Genomic DNA, 20,249 nt, shown 5'->3' with positions numbered 1-20,249 from the left:
ATTTTATTTGAAAAGTAATATTTGAAGTCAAGGAAAGTAGTGAATTTAAAGTGGCAGAGAAAGTCATATTTCCTAATAGTACGATCGGTGTGATCGGCAGCAGTCCGAACGGGATCGCCCTAGTTCGTAAAGCTAAGCAAATGGGTTTTAAAACAGCGGCTTATGGTTCTAACGCTGAAAGTCCGACCTTACGAGAAGCAGATTTGCCGATCGTGGGTCGAGGCAACGACCAATTACAGTTGCAGAGATTTGCTGAACGCTGCGATCTGGTAGTTTATGAGTCCGAGCAGGTCAGTTCGGAGTCTATTAAATATATCCAAAAATTCACCAGTGTGCCTCAGGGCAGCGAGGCTCTTGAACTGATGCAGGATCGGTTGTTGGAACGGGCATTTTTTGAACAATTAAATGTCAATATTGCTCCATACGTGACGATCGTTAGCTTGGATGATATTTATCAGGCGATTTCTTCGATCGGATTTCCTTGCGTGTTAAAACCGATTCAGAAGGGCTTGATGCGTACCGCACAGTTTGTTTTACGCAAGCAGTCAGATATTGCCAAATGTGCAGAACTAATCGAACAAGGTACGTTTATTCTTGAATCGTGGATCCCATATCAACAGGAGATCTCGGTGGTCTTAGTTCGTGACCAAAATGGCACGTTAACTTATATGGCGCCGTTGGAGACACATTATAGAGAACATCGATTGATTCAAGTTGTTGGACCGGCAGAAATCGACAAACCGATTTGGGATGAGGCAAAGAATATCGCCACATTGATCGGTGATAACCTGAATTATACCGGTGTGATCGAAGTTGGTTTCTTTGTTACGCAAGCAGGAGCGATTTATGTCAAACGAATCGTGCCTGCGATCCATGAAGCTGGGGATATTTATCAGTACATCAGCAACGTGTCTTTGGAAGAAGAACAGTTGCGGGCAGCAGCAAATATGCCAATCGTTTTGCCTAAGGTGGTCCAAAAAGGTGCTATTGGTTTTCTGCAGGAAAAAGACTTCAATGCCATCAAGACGCAGTGGATCTTAAAGGAAAACTGGTTCTATAACTTCTTCCGTTATCCAGCATCAATGTTACCGCAATCAACGAGCGGTTTTGTGTTCACAGCTGGGCAGACTGGGACCGAGGCCAAAGAACAGTTGGATTCAACGGGCATTTGGGACGGAGCACGTTTAGAAGAAGATAAAAACGAGTAAATAGGAATGGAGCCTGAGAAAAATCATGGGCTCCTTTTTATTTACCAGACAAACGAAGTATTAGTACATGATGTGGCCTCCTATCACATAAGACGGTCCAGATGAAGTTAAGAGTGCATGAGTCGAAAGGTTAAACAAAATTCTTCGGGTTCAGATATTTGCACCAGACCAAGAAATAATGTAGAAAGAACTTGAGTAAATGTCCGTTTCACTTTCATACTATTTCACCTAAACACATCACTTTTCTCAAGGGACTAATTATCTGAATTGGATGCCTTTCCATGGGCTTAGTCGGTGCCCAAGCAGAGGTGTCCTGTGCTATAATGAAACAGACTGAAGATTTAGAGAGGATTGAATAATTTGGGTCAAAATAACCTACTAGACAAAATGAATGATAAACAAGCACAAGCGGTTCGCTGTACAGAGGGACCGCTTTTGATCATGGCTGGAGCAGGCAGTGGTAAGACGCGTGTTTTAACGCATCGGGTCGCTTATTTGATCCAAGAAAAAAATGTCTTGCCGTGGCATGTTTTGGCGATCACTTTTACCAATAAGGCTGCGCGAGAGATGCGTGAACGTGTTGACAAGTTATTAGGAGAAGCCGGCTCGGATATTTGGGTCTCGACTTTCCATGCTTTGTGTGTGCGGATCTTACGGAGGGAAGCTGAAAAAATCGGTTTTAACCGTTCGTTTACAATTGCCAGTCCTAGTGAGCAGCGGACGTTGATGAAACACATTCTAGCTGATCTGAATGTTGATACTAAGCGCTACGATCCTCGGATGGTTTTAAGCAATATTTCAAATGCTAAAAATGATCTGTTAACGGTCGATGATTATAAGAAAAATGCTGAAAGTCCCGTGGAACAAATCACGGCACAGGCTTATGAAAAATATCAAGAAGAATTACGTAAGGACTCGGCGATGGACTTTGACGACCTGATCATGCAAACGATCGAGTTATTTACAAAAGATCGTGAAACTTTGGAGTACTACCAGCGTAAATTCCAGTATATCCATGTTGATGAATACCAGGATACTAACGAAGCTCAGTATCGTTTGGTCGGCATGTTGGCTGAAGGTTCCCGTAACCTTTGTGTCGTGGGTGATGCAGACCAGAGTATCTATGGTTGGCGTGGTGCTAACATGGAAAATATTATGAATTTTGAGAAAGACTATCCAGATGCCACAGTCGTTAAATTGGAACAGAATTACCGTTCTACTAAGACGATCTTGGATGCTGCTAACTCAGTTATCAAAAATAACGTTAACCGTAAAGTCAAAACTTTATGGACTGAAAATAAGGCTGGCGATAAGATCCACTATTATCGCGGCATGAACGCTAATGATGAAGCTTATTTTGTCGTTAAAAATATTCAGCAAAAGATCCGTGAAGAGGGCAGAAAGTACAATGATTTTGCCATTCTTTATCGGACTAATGCACAATCGCGTGTGATGGAAGAAACATTTGTCAAAACCAATATTCCATATAAGATCGTGGGCGCTCATCGTTTTTATGATCGAAAAGAAATCTTAGATATTTTGGCATACTTGCGTTTAGCAACTAATCCGCAAGATTCGATGAGTTTTAATCGGGTAGTCAATGAACCTAAACGTGGGATCGGTCAGGCTAGCCTGGATAAATTAAACGACTTTGCCGCTATGAACGGTTTAAGTATGTTGGAAGCTGCTGAAAATGTTGTGATGACTAATGTCACGGGCAAAGCTGCTAAGCAGTTAGAGAAGTTTGCTAAGTTAATGCGCGACTTGCACGAGATGGAAAAAAGTGCGACCGTGACGGAACTGACTGATGCGATCTTAGATCGTGCCGGTTACCGTCAAGCTTTGAAGAAAACACAGTCGCTGGAAAACGAAAGTCGTTTGGAAAACTTGGACGAATTCTTGACTGTGACCCAACAATTCGATTCATCCTGGCAAGAAGACGAAGAACATGAAGATCCATTCGTTGACTTCTTGGCCGAACTGTCGCTGGTTTCTGACCAGGACAGTGTCGATGAAGAACAAAATGAAGTGACGATGATGACTCTTCATGCTGCTAAGGGCTTGGAATTTCCAGTAGTCTTCTTGATCGGAATGGAAGAGGGGATCTTCCCGTTATCCCGTGCAATGACCGATGAAGATGAACTGGAAGAGGAGCGCCGATTAGCGTATGTCGGTATTACCCGCGCGCAACAAGAATTATTTTTGACTAATGCTTTTTCACGGATGTTATATGGGCGCAAACAAAATAACCCAACTTCTCGTTTTATCGAGGAGATCGATGATGACCTCTTACAGTCAGAAAATGAACAGCGGACGTCGAGTACCGGCTTCACACAGCATCGGACTGCTCGTCAGATCAACCCTTACAAGCAAGCTTCACTAAGACCAGGGACCGTGACGAAGCCAACTACGACCGGAGCCGAAAAGAAGGCTTGGAACGTGGGCGATAAAGTCTTCCACAAGGCTTGGGGTGAAGGAACAGTCGTGAAAGTCAGCGGTGAAGGTGAAAATACCGAGCTGGATATTGCTTTTGATTCGCAAGGTATCAAACGTTTGCTGGCATCCTTTGCGCCGATCAGTAAACGCTAGCCATAAGGTTTGGTAAAATTTTGGAATAAAGCTTAATTAATAGTTACCAGAGAAATAAAATAAGAAATGATTGAAAAATTGGGAGTGACCATTTGTTTTACCAATTTTTCAATAGTAGTTTGAGGAGGAGAAACGATGGCCGCAGATCAGGCAAATGTCGCAAAACAAGCGCAAGAATTACGACAACAATTAAATCAATGGGGCCGGGAGTACTATGTTTTGGATCAGCCGACAGTCGAAGATGCAGTTTATGATCAGACTTACCGGCAGTTGCAGGACTTAGAAAAACAACATCCCGAAGTCATTACTGCGGATTCACCTACTCAGCGAGTCGGTGGACATATTTTATCCGGCTTTGAAAAAGTTACTCACGAAACACCAATGCTTTCACTCGGAGATGTTTTCTCAAAAGATGAATTGCGGGCCTTCATTGACCGCCTGCATACCAACGTTGATGAAAAGGTCGCCTTTAATTGTGAATTAAAAATCGATGGTTTAGCGATCTCATTGACATATGAGGATGGAGTCTTTGTCAAAGGCTCGACCCGTGGTAATGGGATGATCGGTGAAGACATCACTCAAAACTTGAAAACGATCAAGGCGATCCCTTTGCGCTTGAGCGAACCTGTTTCAGTCGAAGTTCGTGGTGAGTGCTACATGCCTAAGAGTTCTTTTGTACACTTGAATGAATACCGTGAAGAGCAGGGCTTACCGGTTTTTGCGAATCCGCGTAACGCGGCGGCCGGGTCTTTACGTCAATTGAATTCAAAGGTCACAGCGGCACGAAATCTGAGTACCTTTATCTATTACTTAATGGAACCAGAAAAATTTGGTGTCAAGTCACAAAGTGCTGCCTTAAAAAAGATGCATGAATGGGGCTTTAAGACGAATACCGCTTCACGTTTAGCAACTAATATGGATGAAGTTAACGCCTATATTGATGATTATCAGGACAAACGTACTCAGCTCGAATATGATATCGACGGGATCGTTTTGAAGGCTGATCCATTTACAGTCCAGCAAGAGTTAGGCAATACTGTCAAAGTTCCCCGCTGGGCGATCGCCTATAAATTTCCGCCAGACGAACAAGAAACTGTTGTCCGCGACATTGAATGGACGGTGGGACGGACTGGTGTGGTGACACCGACTGCGGTCATGGATCCAGTCCAATTGGCTGGTTCAACGGTGAGTCGGGCGTCATTACACAACCCCGACTACTTGGAAGAAAAAGGGATCCGCGTTTTAGATACCGTTAAGCTGCATAAGGCTGGCGATATCATTCCTGAAATTTCAGAGGTCGTGCTTGACAAACGTCCCGCTGACTCTACTTTATATGAGATCCCGACCCACTGCCCAGAATGCGGTGCAAAGCTGGTACACTTGGATGATGAAGTCGCATTACGTTGCGTCAATCCTAAATGCCCGTCACTTTTGAAAGAAAGTGTGATCCATTTCGCATCCAGAAACGCGATGGACATTCGGGGCTTGGGAAAACGGATCATCCAGCAAATGTTTGACTTGGAGCTGATCACGGATGTCGCTGATCTGTATAAGTTAACTAAAGAAGACTTGCTCAGGTTAGATAAGGTCAAAGATAAGTCAGCCTCTAATTTGCTTGAGGCTATCGATGCCAGCCGCCAAGAATCAGTGGAGCATCTGTTGTTTGGCTTAGGGATCCGGCATGTCGGTGCAAAAGCTGCACGGATCTTGGCGCAACATTTTGGCAGCTTGGATCAGATCAGTCATGCTTCGGCACAAGAAATCGAGGAGATCGATTCGATGGGTGGAGTTATTGCAGAAAGTATCGTTAAGTATTTTGCGACTGCTGAAGTGGCCGACTTGATCGGTGAATTAAAGAAACAAAAAGTCAACATGGATTATTTGGGCAAAACAGCCAGCCAAGTTGAAGAACAAGCTCAAGAAAGTGAATTTAACAAGCAGACGGTCGTTTTGACCGGAACGCTGGATACGATCACGCGAGCTGACGCTAAAAAATGGCTGCAAGAGCATGGCGCCAAAGTCACGGGCAGTGTCTCTAAGAAAACGACGCTTTTGATCGCGGGTCATGATGCCGGCAGCAAGCTGACCAAAGCCCAAGACTTAGGTACGCAGATCATGGATGAGGCACAGTTTGTTAAGAAAATGGGGGCAGAACGATGAGAAAAAAGGCAGCAATTGTTATCAGCTTACTGATGTCGGTCCTGCTGATCAGTGCATGTTCGAATACGTCCGATAATAACGGCGGTTCGACTAACACGGCACGTACAAATAAAACTACTTCAAAAAAGGGTTATCAGACTACGGGAAAAACTGCGGATTCAGATTACCAAGGTGTGATCAAGAATGGCAGGTACAAGGCTAGTCGGGCACGTGGTGTCGGGATCACTCAGGACGCTGATAACATATTGAACCTGCAGAGTTTTGAATCGGGATTGACGTCACTTTCTAAGACCCAATTTTCTCCTAAGAAGTATGTGTTCCAAGAAGGCCAGATTCTTTCGCGTTCGACCGTTGAAAACTGGCTAGACCGGCAATCAAGGGATAATCCTACGGGCTTAAACCCTAAAGATAACGGGCAAAAGGATGCTAAAAAGCGGACGCCGAAATACATTCAACAAATCGAAGAACAAGATTACATGAATGATGACAACGGTAAGCTGAGTTTAGGCGGGATCACGATCGGGATCGGAATGAATCGTAAGGATTACTATCAAAAAGAACAGTATGGTGCAACTTACTCGACCGATATTTCGCAGGATGAAATGGTCAAGCAAGGCCGGATCGCAGCTGCCAAAATATTGGCTCGTTTACGGAAGGAAAAGGGCGTTACTAACGATACGCCGATCATGATCGCAATGTTTGAACAGGCTCCTAACGATAGTTTAGTCGGCGGTTCATTTTACTCTACAACACTTAGTAAGAGCGGTAACGAGATCAATAATTGGCAGGACACTCATTTGTCTAGCTATACTTTTCCAGCTACGGCCACTAAGTCGGTGCCAAATGACAATGATGAGACATCATTTGAAGGCTTCCAGAATAAGATCAAGGACTTCTTCCCGAACTTAGCAGGTGTGACGGCACAAGGACAGTACAAAAATAAGACGCTGCAAGGAATGAAGGTCAATATTACGACCCAGTTCTATAGTCAAACAGAGATCACAAGTTTCACGCAGTATGTCGCGCAAGCCGCACGGACATATTTGCCAACAGGGATCCCGATCGACATCACGATCAAGGGCGCCGATGGCACAGTCCAAGCTTTCTTATCGCGTGAAGATGACAATGGTGATTTCTATTCCCATGTTTTTAGCAGTTACTAATGTTAGAAAGCTCGGTGAATGTAGCAATTCTTTACAAATGCCGAAAAAATTTGCTAAAGACCTCTCAATTAAGATGCAAGAGTAAGTCAGTTAGAATGATGCGCACAATTGAGAGCTGTGGATAAATTTTCTCACTAAGCAGCAAATCACTGCTCTTTACAAATGATGGACAGCTAAAACTGTGATGTGTCACACAGACATGTCCAGTTTTTAGTTATATTAGTGCCAAACTTTTCTGGAAATATGCTAGAATAGCTAGTGTTAACTTGCAACATTTCTGCAATTTTTTGCGGGAAACAATAATTCTTTACAGCAGTATCAGATAACAAATTGAAAACAACGTAGAAAGAGGGAAACAAAATGGCAATCACAGCCGATGAAGTGAAGCATGTCGCCAAATTAGCCAAGCTCGAATTCACTGATGATGAATTACAAATGTTTGCTGGCCAGATGGATGATATCATCAAAATGGTCCAGCAGCTTGGTGAAGTTGATACAACAGGCGTTCCAGTAACATCTACCGTTGCTGAAGCTAAGAATGTCATGCGTGAAGACGTGGCAGTTAAGGGAACTGATCGTGACCAGTTGATGCATAATGTTCCTCAAAAAGACAAGGGCTTTGTTAAAGTTCCTGCAATTATTGATGAAAGCGAGGAAGGTTGATAAATGGATTACTTTAAAAATGACCTGTCATCGATCCATGCAGGTTTACTTAATAAAGATTTTAGTTCTAAAGAACTAACAACAGAAACCTTCAAGCAAATCAAGGCTACCGATGCCAAGATCGAAGCTTTTCTGACTTTGGACGAGAAACAAGCTTTGGCTGCTGCCCAAAAAGTTGATGAAAGGGGCATCACTGATGCTGACAAATTAGCCGGCATCCCAGTTGGTATCAAAGACAATATCGTTACAAAGGGGTTAAAGACAACTGCTGCAAGTAAGATTTTGGGTAACTTCGAACCAATCTACAACGCAACTGTGATGGATAAGTTGGAAGCTGCTCGCATGATCGACGTGGGTAAGTTGAACCTCGATGAATTTGCCATGGGTGGTTCTACTGAAAACTCGGCCTTTAAAATTACTAAAAATGCTTGGGACCAAACTAAAGTTCCTGGTGGTTCTTCTGGTGGACCGGCAGCCGCTGTGGCTTCTGGTCAATTGTTAGTTGCCTTGGGTACCGATACTGGCGGTTCGATCCGGCAGCCAGCTGCTTTTAACGGCATCGTTGGCGTTAAACCGACTTATGGCCGCGTGTCCCGTTATGGTGTGATCGCCTTTGGTTCTAGCTTGGATCAGGTCGGTCCAATGACTCGGACGGTCAAGGACAATGCCTTGATGTTGAGTGCCATTTCTGGTCATGACAAGCATGACTTTACTTCCTCTGAACGTGAAGTCCCTGATTTTACCGCTAAATTAAACGGCGACATCAAGAAAATGCGCATTGGTCTACCTAAAGAATTCATGGATAAAGGTGTTAATGAAGATGTACGTGCCGCTATTCAAAATGCGGCCAAGACCTTTGAAAAATTAGGTGCTGTTGTTGAAGAAGTTTCTTTGCCTTACAGCAAGTACGGTGTACCGGTCTATTACATCATTGCTTCGTCTGAAGCTTCTTCTAACTTGCAGCGTTACGATGGGATCCGCTATGGCTTTCGGGCTGACGATGTGAAGAATTTGGAAGATGTTTATGTGCGTTCCCGTTCCGAGGGCTTTGGTGACGAAGTCAAACGGCGGATAATGTTGGGGACATTCTCTCTTTCAGCCGGGACCTATGATGCATACTTCAAGAAGGCTGCTCAGGTCCGGACCTTGATCTGTCAAGATTTCGCCAACGTTTTTGCTAATTACGACTTGATCTTAGCGCCAACCACGACCTCAACGGCCTTTGGTATCGGTGAAGAGATCAATGATCCGGTGACAATGTATATGAATGATATTTTGACTATTCCAGTTAACTTGGCTGGTTTGCCAGGAATGTCGTTACCAGCAGGTTTTTCCAATGGTTTGCCGATCGGGATGCAGCTGATCGCACCGCAGTTTGGTGAAGAAACGATGTATCGTGCCGGTTATGCCTTTGAACAAGCAACTGACTTTCATAAAGAAGTACCAACGATCGGAGGGGAAAATTAATGAACTTTACCACAACAATCGGACTTGAAGTCCACGTTGAAATGAAAACTAAGTCTAAAGCATTTTCTCCCGCACCAGTCCAATATGGTCAAGCACCAAATACCAACACGAATGTGATCGACTGGGGTTATCCGGGAGTTTTACCTGAGGTCAACAAGGGTGCTTTGGAATATGGGATGCGTGCTGCTTTGGCTTTAAATTGCCAAATTACGCAAGATATCCATTTTGATCGGAAGAACTACTTTTACCCAGATAATCCGAAAGCTTATCAGATCACACAAGCTCAAACGCCAATTGGTCATGATGGTTTCTTAGAGATCGAACTGGAAGATGGTTCAACTAAGAAGATCGGGATCGAAGAAATGCATGTCGAAGAAGATGCTGGGAAAAATACCCATGATCCAGATGGATATTCCTACGTCGATTTGAACCGTCAGGGAACACCGTTGATCGAAATAGTTTCGAAACCAGATATTGCTTCGGCTGATGAAGCTTATGCCTACTTAAAGAAACTACGTCAAGTTATCCAATTTACCGGCGTGTCTGACGTGAAGATGGAAGAAGGTTCCATGCGGGCCGACGTCAACATTTCGGTTCGTCCAATTGGCTCTGATCAATATGGAACTAAAACTGAAATGAAAAACTTGAACTCATTTGAACACGTACGTTCAGGTTTGAAGTATGAAGAACAACGCCAGGAAAATGTCATCCGAGCTGGCGGCAGTATCCAACAGGAAACTCGTCGTTTTGATGTCAATACTGGTGAAACAGTCCTGATGCGTGTTAAGGAAGGTAAGAGCGACTATCGTTACTTCCCAGAACCAGACTTGCCGCCGATCCATATTTCAGATGATTGGATCAAGAAAATCAAAGACTCGATCCCGGAAATGCCGGAAGATCGTCGTAAACGTTATGTCAATGAGTGGGGCGTCACTGAATATGATGCCGACGTTTTGACACAAACGATGGAAATGTCAGACTTTTTTGAAGCAACTGTTGCTGCAGGTGCTGATCCGAAGTTAGCCGCTAACTGGTTGATGGGTGATGTAAGTGCCTATATGAACGACAAGAAGGTTGAATTGGCAGACTTAGCCTTGACCCCTGCACATTTGGCACAAATGATCGGCTTGATCCAAGATGAGACCATTTCTAGCAAGATTGCCAAGAAAGTCTTCAAACAGATCGTTGCCAACGATACTGATCCAAAAGCCTGGGTTGAAGAAAAGGGTATGGTGCAATTGTCTGATCCCGCTACTTTGCAGCCGATCATCGATGATGTTTTGGATAACAATGCTAAATCGATCGAAGACTTCAAGAATGGTAAGGACCGCGCTGTTGGGTTCTTGGTCGGTAATATCATGAAGCAGACTCGTGGGAAAGCCAACCCGAAAGTTGTCAATAAACTCTTAATGGCTAGTTTGAAAGAAAGGTAAGGGAGTTCAGTTTCCCTGGAGATCGTTAGAACTATGAAAAAACGTTGTCGTGTAATTTATAATCCCACTTCTGGCAGGGAAGCCATGAAGAAGGATTTGGTCGGTATTTTAGATATTATGGAAAATGCCGGTTATGAAACAAGTGCCTTTGCAACTACTGCTGAGGAAAATTCCGCTCAAAATGAAGCCAAGCGTGCTGCACGCGATGGCTTTGATCTGCTGATCGCCGCAGGTGGTGACGGCACGATCAATGAAGTCGTCAACGGAATCGCGCCGTTGAAAAAACGTCCGAAAATGGGGATCATTCCTGCTGGAACGACCAATGATTATGCGCGAGCTTTAAAGATCCCGCGTGAAGATCCGTTGGCAGCAGCTAAAGTGATTGCTAAGGGAAAGACGATCAGAATGGACATTGGTCAGGCTAATGATAATTACTTCGTAAATATTGCTGCAGGCGGTTTGTTATCAGAAATTACCTATTCTGTGCCGTCTGAATTGAAGTCACAGTTTGGTTACTTGGCGTATTTGGCCAAAGGGGCAGAGTTATTGCCACGAATTAAACCAGTCAACATGAAAATTAAGTATGACGATGGTGAGTTTGACGGCAAGGCCTCAATGTTCTTCGTTGCTCTAACGAACTCTGTCGGTGGTTTTGAACAGATCGTACCAGATGCTTCACTTGACGATGGCAAGTTTACTTTGATCATTGTGAAGACTAGTAATTTGGTCGAGATATTGCATTTGATCCGCAAAGTATTTAACGGTGGTAAGCACGTGGATGACCCACGGATCGTTTACGTTAAAACTTCTAAAATCAAAGCCAGCTCACCGGGGCAACGAATGATGATTAACGTTGATGGTGAATATGGGGGAGATGCACCGATGACATTTGTTGACCATAAACAACATATTGAAATGTGTGCTAACATTGATCAGATCCCAAATTCAGCGATCACGGCCGAGACGGCTTTAGCAAAAGATGCGCGTGACCGTTTTGTTCATGAGATGGAACAGTTGCCAGATGACGGTGGGTCTGAAGACGAAAGTGTTAATGAAAAATAATTTGTACTAAGGATAAAAGTGGTCGTAACAATCAGCTTTGTTGCGGCCGCTTTTTAACAGGTGATTTTTGGCAAACGTTTGAGCCGGATGACTGGCAATACTATCCCACCAAGTTTGGTAAAGTAGATGTTACAAGCGATGGTGTGCAGCAAATTTTGGCAAAGTAGGTGTTTATAAGTAGGAATGTAACGCAAACTTAGATGAAGTAAGTGTTACAAGCTAGAATGCAACGCAAACTCTGGCAAAGTAAGTGTTATAAGCGAGAATGTGACGCAAACTTTGGCGAAGTAAGTGCTACAAAAGGAAATACGACGCAAACTTTGGCAAAGTAAATGTCGCAAGTGAGAATGTAATGCAAACTTTGGCCAAGTAAGTCTCACAAGTGGAAATGTGACGCAAACTTAGGCGAAGTAAGTGTTACAAGTGGAAATGTAACGCAAACTTCGGCAAAGTAAGTGTTACAAATAGAAATGTGACGCAAACTCTGGCGAAGTAAATCTCACAAGTGGAAATGTGACGCAAACTTAGACAGAGTAAGTGTTACAAGTAGAAATGTGATGCAAACTTCGGCAAAGTAAGTGTTACAAATAGAAATGTGACGCAAACTCTGGCGAAGTTTGCGTTACAAGTGGAAATGTGATACAAACTTAGGCGAAGTAAGTGTTACAAGTGGAAATGTAACGCAAACTTCGGCAAAGTAAATGTTACAAATAGAAATGTGACACAAACTTAACCAAAGTAAGCATTACATTTATATTAGATGCGTGCTGCACTAAGCTGTTGAAGATCAAAGCATGAAAAATGACGCCAACCAGGGGAAATGGCAAACTTAACTTGCACCTCTGGCAGTCCTTTTGTACACTATGAGCGATACTGACAAACGAAATAAGAATGAAGCACCATAATTTAAGGAGTATGAAATGAAGAAAAAAACACCCGTCACTAAAAATGACGAATTAACCGCAACGATCACGGACTTAACGTACCAAGGCATGGGAGTTGCCAAGATCGACGGCTATCCATTGTTTGTTGCTGGTGCCTTACCAGGCGAGCAGGTCAAACTGCACGTTTTGAAGGCTGATAAGAAATATGGTTTTGCCAAGGCAGTCGAGTATTTGACTACCAGCCCTGAGCGAGTTGCCGTTGGTAAAAAAGAACTCGTTCAAACGGGGATCGCGCCCTTGCAGCACTGGGCTTATCCAGCACAATTGAAATATAAGCGCAAATTAGTAGTCGATCTTTTACAAAAAGCACATTTGTCACACTTAGAAGTCGCTCAAACGGTGGGCATGGATGAACCACGTCACTATCGGAATAAAGCACAGGTCCCAGCACGCGAATACCAAGGCCAGCTGACGACTGGTTTTTTCCGTCGAGGCAGCCACAACTTTATCCAGCTTGAAGATTATGAGATCCAAGATCCGCGGATCGATGAAGTGATCCTCGCAGTCCGCGATATTTTACGCGAATTCAACGTGCCAGCTTATAATGAGGAAAAACACACCGGTGTGATCCGTAACGTGATGGTCCGTCGTGGTCATTATAGCGGTGAAGTGATGGTCGTCTTGATCACACGGACTAAGAAGCTGAAGGGTGCCGCTGAGATCTCGGCTAAAATTCAAGAACAATGTCCTGATGTTGTCAGCGTTCAACAAAATATCAATCCAGATCAGACGAATGTTATCTTAGGCAAGACGACTAAGGTTATGCGTGGACGAAACTACATTCAAGACCAATTAAATGGCTTAACCTTCAATATTTCGGCACAATCATTCTACCAGGTCAATCCAGTGCAAACAGAGAAACTCTATGCTCGGGCAGTTGAGCTAGCTGATCTGCACGGTGATGAAACCGTGATCGATGCATACTGTGGTATCGGAACTATTTCTCTCAGTTTAGCCAAAGCTGCTAAAAAAGTTTATGGCGTGGAAATTGTACCCCAGGCCATTGAGGACGCTAAGGAAAATGCTCGTTTGAATAAACTTGATAATTTGCATTTTGAAGTAGGAACGGCTGAGGAAACGATGAAAAAATGGGCTGATAATGGTATTAAGCCCGCTGTGATCGTTGTTGATCCACCCCGTAAAGGTTTGACGGCCGACTTCATCGAAGCAGCTGCTAAAACTGCTCCGCAAAAAATTGTCTATGTCAGCTGTAATCCGGCTACATTAGTCCGCGACATCGAGCGTTTTGGCGAGCAGGGTTACTCTGTCAAACGTCCGCTGGAACCATTCGATCAATTTCCGCAAACGACACATGTCGAATCCGTAACCGTTCTTGAACGCACAGAAAAATAGGCGATAAATGCCAGTGTAGCGGCATTCTTAATAGATTGAAAGTGTACTAGTTCTTTTTTTGATGATGGGAGTTAGTACACTTTTTACTTTTCTGACTGGCGGGTTGAGTGGACAGCGTCCTGTTTTTTCGGATTGAGTAGGCAAGTGTCCGTTTTGGGGAGTTGAGTTGGTTAAGGTGATGGAAAGAGCTTAAATAGTCGATGTAGAGCAGTTTGGGCTGAATAAAAAATAAGAAATTTAGTGTTGCAGGACCAGTTGACAAAGGCACAGTGACAAATCGAGTATTATATTTTCCGGCAACGAAAATTAACAGAATACTAGCAGATTCGACTTGTCGGTAGCTGGGGCCATGCTTGATAAAAAAGATGTGATTTGTTAGAATTAACAGCAATTGAATAACTAAAGTTCAGAGGGTTTGTAAAAATTACAGGCTGGATAAGGGCGTTGCTAAGGCAGCGGGTTTCTTATCCAGCTTTTTTGTTTTAGGAGGAAACACTATGAAATTCATTATTAAACCAGGAATATTTGAAAAATTGCCGAGTATGTATGTTGGGGTAGTTGTTGCTCATGAAATCGATAATCAAACGTCATACCCAGAAATTTCGCAAATGTTAGATAAATATGAAAAACTAGCGCAAGATAAATTTGCTGGCGTTAATGTTAAAAAACGTCCAGAGATTATACCCTACCGAGAGGCCTTTCGGCAATTAGGAATTAATCCGAATAAGTACCCGTGTTCTGTTGAAGCCTTGTTTAAGCGCCTCTCAAAAGGAAAGAGTTTACCTCATATCAATCCGCTCGTTGATCTCAACAATGCGATTTCTTTGAAATATACACTACCAATGGGTACTCACAATTTAGATGATACTCAAGGAAATATTGAGATGCGGTTTGCTGACTCAAACACTGATACCTTTATTCCTCTGGGTAAAACAGCAGAAAATATAGAGAAGCCAGATACTGGCGAGGTTATTTATGCAGTTGGCAATGAAGTTAGGACGAGACGTTGGACTTGGCGGCAAAGTGATCAGGGGAAGATTACGCCGAATACAAGGAGTGTCTTTTTCCCAATTGATGGCTTTGCGGATGTTAACAAGGAATTGGTCGATCAGGCTGTGCAAGACTTATCAGCCAAGTTAGAAATGATTTTTAAGGTTAAAGTACAAAACGGCATTGTTGATCAGAATCACCCGATATTTGAATGGAAGTAGGCTTTTATGTCCACCATTATGAATAAAAGAAGAATATTTTTGATGATGGCAACATTATTACTTGGTAGTTTTGTAACAACACTTGCAGAAACCTTAATGAATAATGGCTTGCCAGCTATTATGAAAGAAACACATGTCAACCAGATGAGCGCTCAGTGGCTGAACACGGGATATATGCTGATGAGCGGTATGATGATGCCCTTAGCTAATTTCATCATGCATCGGTTTCCTTTGCGGCGGATCTTTACTGTGACCATGACAGTCTTTTTAACTGGCTTAATTATTTCCGCAACAGCTCCTAATTTTCCAATTCTATTATTAGGAAGATTAATTCAGGCCAGCGCAGTGGGAATCAATATGCCGTTAGTGACTAACGTTTTAACGGTAATCATTCCAGTGGAGCATCGAGGCTTAGCACTGGGGCTTGCAGGAATCATTATTAACTTGGGCCCAGCTATTGGTCCAACACTGTCAGGAGTAATTTTGGAGTATTTTAATTGGCGAATGTTGTTCATTATCTTGATTCCAATTGTCATTATAACGATCATTGCCACAAATATTTGGGTGCAAAATGTGTTGAAGCCAGTGGCAATTCCAGTTGATATTCCATCAGTTATTCTAGTTATGTTCGGGTTGGGGATTTTACTCTACAGTTTAGGACGCCTTGGTGAAATGGGTCATAATTTCCTAATCACGATGGGACTCATTGGGATTGGATTAATGGCCTTGCTGATCTTTTCCAGGCGTCAATTAAAACTGGATAATCCATTATTGGATCTTCATGTTTTCCAGTCCAAACATTTTTGCTTAGGGATGACAATTGCATTATTAATTTCAGCTGCGATTATGGCGCCAGAGTTGATATTGCCACTATTTAATCAAAATGTAAAAAAAGTTAGTGCCTTGATATCAGGTCTAGTGATGATTCCGAGTGCCTTAGCGATGGCGTTTTTGTCACCATTTGCGGGTCGTTTATATGATGACTTTGGAATTAAACATCTGGGCATCTTTGGTTCATTAATTGCTCTTTTAACAGCGGTGCCAATGTTTTTCTACGATGCAAGTACTAGCATTGTCTTAATTACGATCCTTTATTCCATTCGGTGTGGTGACTTAACCTTGGCATACACACCGGCCAGTGTTTATGCGTTAAATTCACTTTCGCAAAAGCAAGTTACCTCTGGAAATACGATTATCGTCACAATGGTTCAAGTTGCAAACTCATTTAGTACGACTCTGGCAGTTGCTATCCAAGGCCTGGTACAAAATTGGCAGATAGTTCATCATGATTCAATATTATTAGCAATGACACGAGGCTACCAAGGAGCATTTGCTTCAACAATATTGATTACGATAATTGCTTTATTGCTTTTAACAAGAATAAGTGATGCTGAAAATACTTCTAGTAACGATATATAGAAAACGACACCCAGCCAAAATAGCTGAGTGCCGCAGATCCTAAATATTTACATCTTAACTTTAATCACTTCACCATCTTTGAATGCGAACTCTATGTAGCGTTGAAAGATGGTGATTTTTTCGATTAACCGGCGAACCAACTGCGGGTCGAATTCTTGAATACCGTGTTGATGTTCATCCACGAAGTCGCTAACCTGGTCGATATTATGGAGCTTGGCTTGATTTTCGGATTCAATCCTTTGGACCTTTTCTTTTTGGTTACGCAGCTCCATTACTTGCTGGGTAAGGTCATTACAATTTTGATGCTGGTTAGCTGCTTGGATCAGCTTCAACTGCGCTTCTTCTAGTCGTTTGTCCAGCTCCTCAATCGTAGGCCCTTTGGAGTTCTTAACGATTTTCATGATATTCGCTTTGATTTGCTTATCCGCTAATTCATGGCTTTCGATTAGCTGATTGATGGCATCAAGGGTAGCGGTTTTGAGAAGAGGTTCTTTGACATTGCGGATCATGCAGCGGCTGCCTTTTTTACTGCGTTTAATACGGCTGGCACAGCGCCAAACTGCAACCTTAACGGGGTTATACCACATATTTCGTTGGAAGATATCCCCACATTTTCCACAATAGACCCGTTGCGAAAAACAATACTTGCTGTTAACTCTCCGGTGTTTGCCATTCTTAGTGGTGATACCGTTATGGCGCCGCTGGATCAAGTTCTGTACTTGCATAAAAACGGACTTGGGAATAATAGCGGGATGGTCGTTCTCAACATAGTACTGCGGCATAATGCCATTGTTCTTAACGCGCTTCTTGGTTAAGAAGTCAACGGTGTAAGTTTTCTGTAGTAGAGCGTCACCCATATATTTCTCATTCTTGAGGATCAAGGCAATCCCGCTAGAGTGCCAATTAGTTTTCTTTCCACCCGTTAATACACCGTCTGCTTTGAGTGCTTCGGCAATTTGCTTCATCGTCATCCCTTGCAGGTAGCTGTAGAAGATCCGTTTAACTGTCTTGGCTTCCTCTGGTTCAATCACCAGGTTGCCCTCTTTATCTTTGGTGTAGCCGAGAAAGTGATTATGGTTGATTAGCACTTTGCCTTGCTGGTAACGGTACTGCAGGCCGAGCTTAACGTTTTGCGATAGCGACTCACTTTCTTGCTGGGCGAGGGAAGCCATAATGGTAATTAAGACTTCACCCTTAGCATCCATGGTATTGATATTCTCCTTCTCAAAGAAGATGGCCACGTTGATGGCTTTCAGGTCACGAATGTATTTTAAACAATCGATCGTGTTTCGAGCAAAACGGCTTATTGACTTGGTGACAATCAGATCAATCTTCCCTGCTTTACAGGCTTTGATCATTTTATTGAATTGATCACGCTTTTTAGTGTTAGTTCCCGAGATCCCATCGTCGGCAAAGATTCCAGCAAAGTCCCAGCTGGGGTCTTTTTGAATCAATTCTTTGTAGTGGCTAACCTGTGTTTCGTAGGAGTTAGCCTGTTCATCGAGTTCAGTTGAAACCCGGCAGTAGGCAGCAACTCGCAGCCTTTCTGATTGCGGTTCATCTGGAGAACGGTTAATGCTGTTGCCGTGTTGCTGATGAGCCGGAATGATACGTACTTTACCCAATTAAATCTACCTCGCTTTTGATGATGCTATACAGATATTCTGCTTGTTTTAATGGTTCATTAAAACGTTGACGAATTACCTCACGATAAAAATGCTGACTGACCAAGGTATTCTTCGGCAGGTGTTCAGCCAAATGCAGTCCGCACTTGAGTTGAAAGACAATCTCGTGTTGGCTATTAACTTTGATGTTCTGGACAAAAGCCTTGAATAAGCCAGAATCAAAGTCGTCCAGCATTTGTCCCTGTTGGCACCAGCGAAGAAGGTCACGAAAATCTCCCAGGTTATTAGCATTATCAGTATTGTTGCTGCTAATTTGCTTGATCTGTTGCTGGCATTGATAGCTACTTTGTTCCAGTTCAGCGGTCTGATTAATGTACAGCCCCTTATCGATTAAGCCTTCTTTCACTAATTTCATCAGCGTTTCGGCTTTCTGATCGTTGGACTCAATCTGATTAGTTAATTTGCTTAATTATCCGTCTGGATCGTTGAAGTTTTCCTTCAGCTCTTGTACCAATGGAGAGAGTAAAAATTTCCTGCTGAAAATCAGTTTATTCATCATGATGCAGAAGGCATTTTGAATGCTTTTTTCAGAAACCGACTTCACTGGACATAGCTTTGCCGAGTGCAAATGCTTCTGACAAGCCCAGCAGATTTTGTTAGGGCGGGTTTGACGCTTGAAAGTGGAGCCGCAATGGTCACAAATGATCTTGCTAGAGAATAGGTAGTGTTGTTGATACTTATGACTGCCGGACTCAATATTTCGCTGTTGGGCAGTTTGTTTTAACCATTCTTGTACTTCATTAAATTCGCGATGGCTGACTAAGGCCGGATGATGTTCTTCAATTAAGTATTGTGCTAGTTCACCTTGATTAAAATGCCGGTGGTATTGATCATCACGGTAAGTTTTTTGGCACAGCATATCGCCGGTATAGTTGATATTGCGAAGAATATTAATGACCGTACTGCTCCACCAATGGTGGCCACGCTGGGTTGGAATATGTTCATTGTTCAGCTGCTTAGCAATTTGACCAGTTGATGTGCCTCGGAGAAACTGACTGAAGATTTGTTTCACGATCCGAGCTTCTCGTGGCCTAATAGCCAAATTGCCATTCTGAATCGAGTAGCCGTATGGTGCTGAAGAAACTTTGAAACTGCCATCCGCAAACCGCTTTCGAATGGACCAGCGTAAATTACCCGCAGTTGAGTGTGATTCATCCTGAGCAATGCTGCTGAGAATAGAAAGAAACAGTTCACTAGCCATCTCACCCGTATTGATTCGTTCCTTTTCAAAGTAAATTGGAATGTTTAATTGTTGTAGTTCACGAACAATTTGCAAACAATCAGTAGTGTTACGTGATAGTCGGCTAATTGACTTGGTAATCACCAAATCGATCCGGTGGTTATGGCAATCAGCGAGTAATTCTTTTAAGGCATTGCGGTGATTCAGTTTGGTGCCCGAAATCCCCTCATCAAAGTAGATTCTAGCTAGCTGCCAATTAGGATGGCGGTTGATATATTCCTGATAATGCTGCCGCTGATTTTCCAGGCTTTCCAATTGTGCTACGTTATCAGTGGATACCCGGCAATAAGCCGCTACTCTTAATTGTTTCACATCACGTTGGTAGCCTTGAATTTTCGTAATGGTTGACATGGCAAACCTCCTTTCATCAGTGTGGTATGTTAGCTCTGAACAGTTGATGTATCAACGCTTTCTGGCTTTAATGGTGGAAAGGATTGCTGATTTAATTGATCAATTTGCTTGAATTCATTCTCGGAGATCAATCCCTTGTTTAGTAGTTTCGTGATGAGCTGGCGGGATTGTTGATAATGCAGTTCATTCAGTAATTGTTGTTGTGTTACGTTAGTTTTAAAGGGCATCAGTGGTTGGTGAGTCACGGTTTTAACTTTTTTAGTCATTGTAATTACCTCCACTGATAAGCCAGCTAAGTCCA

The 20,249-nt window shown here is 43.0% G+C and carries 15 protein-coding genes; 11 read left to right on the top strand and 4 right to left on the bottom strand.

The genetic code is table 11. From position 1 onward, the window contains the following. Window positions 1-50 precede the first annotated feature (50 nt). The 11 genes from BQ5903_RS08515 (at window position 51) to BQ5903_RS08465 (ending at window position 16,672) form a co-directional block, all read left to right on the top strand. Window positions 51-1,208 carry an ATP-grasp domain-containing protein gene (locus tag BQ5903_RS08515; protein WP_010496853.1) on the top strand — a complete coding sequence of 386 codons (1,158 nt, stop codon included), beginning with the start codon at window positions 51-53 and terminating at the stop codon, window positions 1,206-1,208. A gap of 360 nt (window positions 1,209-1,568) precedes the next feature. Further along, on the top strand, window positions 1,569-3,797 hold the full coding sequence (gene pcrA, locus BQ5903_RS08510) for a DNA helicase PcrA (RefSeq protein ID WP_154022031.1): 2,229 nt from the start codon (window positions 1,569-1,571) through the stop codon (window positions 3,795-3,797). 135 nt (window positions 3,798-3,932) lie between these two features. Then, the gene (ligA, locus tag BQ5903_RS08505; protein ID WP_079579353.1) at window positions 3,933-5,957 is read left to right on the top strand and encodes an NAD-dependent DNA ligase LigA; all 2,025 of its coding nucleotides are present in this window, start codon (window positions 3,933-3,935) and stop codon (window positions 5,955-5,957) included. Continuing rightward, window positions 5,954-7,120 (top strand): CamS family sex pheromone protein, encoded by a 1,167-nt coding sequence (locus BQ5903_RS08500; RefSeq protein WP_079579352.1) that lies wholly within the window; start codon window positions 5,954-5,956, stop codon window positions 7,118-7,120. The genes ligA and BQ5903_RS08500 overlap by 4 nt, the downstream gene beginning before the upstream one ends. Window positions 7,121-7,480: 360 nt before the next feature. After that, entirely contained in the window at window positions 7,481-7,783 is a 303-nt protein-coding gene (gene gatC, locus BQ5903_RS08495; RefSeq protein ID WP_079579351.1) for an Asp-tRNA(Asn)/Glu-tRNA(Gln) amidotransferase subunit GatC, read from the top strand. 3 nt (window positions 7,784-7,786) lie between these two features. Next, a complete protein-coding gene (gene gatA / locus BQ5903_RS08490; protein WP_010496862.1) occupies window positions 7,787-9,250 on the top strand; it encodes an Asp-tRNA(Asn)/Glu-tRNA(Gln) amidotransferase subunit GatA in 1,464 nt (487 codons plus the stop codon). Further along, window positions 9,250-10,683 carry an Asp-tRNA(Asn)/Glu-tRNA(Gln) amidotransferase subunit GatB gene (gene gatB, locus BQ5903_RS08485; RefSeq protein WP_010496864.1) on the top strand — a complete coding sequence of 478 codons (1,434 nt, stop codon included), beginning with the start codon at window positions 9,250-9,252 and terminating at the stop codon, window positions 10,681-10,683. Before gatA ends, gatB begins: the two co-directional genes overlap by 1 nt. 33 nt (window positions 10,684-10,716) lie before the next feature. Next, a complete protein-coding gene (locus BQ5903_RS08480) occupies window positions 10,717-11,745 on the top strand; it encodes a diacylglycerol kinase (protein WP_056988074.1) in 1,029 nt (342 codons plus the stop codon). A 920-nt stretch (window positions 11,746-12,665) separates the two neighbouring features. Continuing rightward, complete coding sequence (gene rlmD, locus BQ5903_RS08475) at window positions 12,666-14,042, top strand: 23S rRNA (uracil(1939)-C(5))-methyltransferase RlmD (RefSeq protein ID WP_079579350.1); 1,377 nt, start codon at window positions 12,666-12,668, stop codon at window positions 14,040-14,042. Window positions 14,043-14,539: 497 nt separating this feature from the next. Then, window positions 14,540-15,253: a B3/B4 domain-containing protein gene (locus BQ5903_RS08470; protein ID WP_079579349.1), complete on the top strand. Its 714-nt coding sequence runs from the start codon at window positions 14,540-14,542 to the stop codon at window positions 15,251-15,253. 18 nt (window positions 15,254-15,271) lie between these two features. Then, window positions 15,272-16,672, top strand: coding sequence for a DHA2 family efflux MFS transporter permease subunit (locus BQ5903_RS08465; RefSeq protein WP_079579673.1), 1,401 nt, complete (start codon window positions 15,272-15,274; stop codon window positions 16,670-16,672). Between the two features lie 47 nt (window positions 16,673-16,719). On the opposite strand, the gene BQ5903_RS08460 is transcribed toward BQ5903_RS08465, so the two are convergent. The 4 genes from BQ5903_RS08460 to BQ5903_RS08450 form a co-directional block, all read right to left on the bottom strand. Next, a complete protein-coding gene (locus tag BQ5903_RS08460; protein WP_079579348.1) occupies window positions 16,720-18,297 on the bottom strand; it encodes a recombinase family protein in 1,578 nt (525 codons plus the stop codon). Next, window positions 18,290-18,703 carry a hypothetical protein gene (locus tag BQ5903_RS12275; RefSeq protein WP_231920836.1) on the bottom strand — a complete coding sequence of 138 codons (414 nt, stop codon included), beginning with the start codon at window positions 18,701-18,703 and terminating at the stop codon, window positions 18,290-18,292. The genes BQ5903_RS08460 and BQ5903_RS12275 overlap by 8 nt, the downstream gene beginning before the upstream one ends. 63 nt (window positions 18,704-18,766) lie before the next feature. Further along, entirely contained in the window at window positions 18,767-19,948 is a 1,182-nt protein-coding gene (locus BQ5903_RS08455; RefSeq protein ID WP_231920835.1) for a recombinase family protein, read from the bottom strand. A 29-nt stretch (window positions 19,949-19,977) separates the two neighbouring features. Further along, window positions 19,978-20,214, bottom strand: coding sequence for an SHOCT domain-containing protein (locus BQ5903_RS08450; RefSeq protein WP_079579347.1), 237 nt, complete (start codon window positions 20,212-20,214; stop codon window positions 19,978-19,980). Window positions 20,215-20,249 lie beyond the last annotated feature (35 nt).

This window comes from Ligilactobacillus acidipiscis (genome assembly GCF_900116935.1).
GTDB classification, from domain to species: Bacteria; Bacillota; Bacilli; order Lactobacillales; family Lactobacillaceae; genus Ligilactobacillus; species Ligilactobacillus acidipiscis.
The sequence above is the reverse complement of the archived record's forward strand: the minus strand, read 5'-3'. Positions and strand labels throughout refer to the sequence as shown.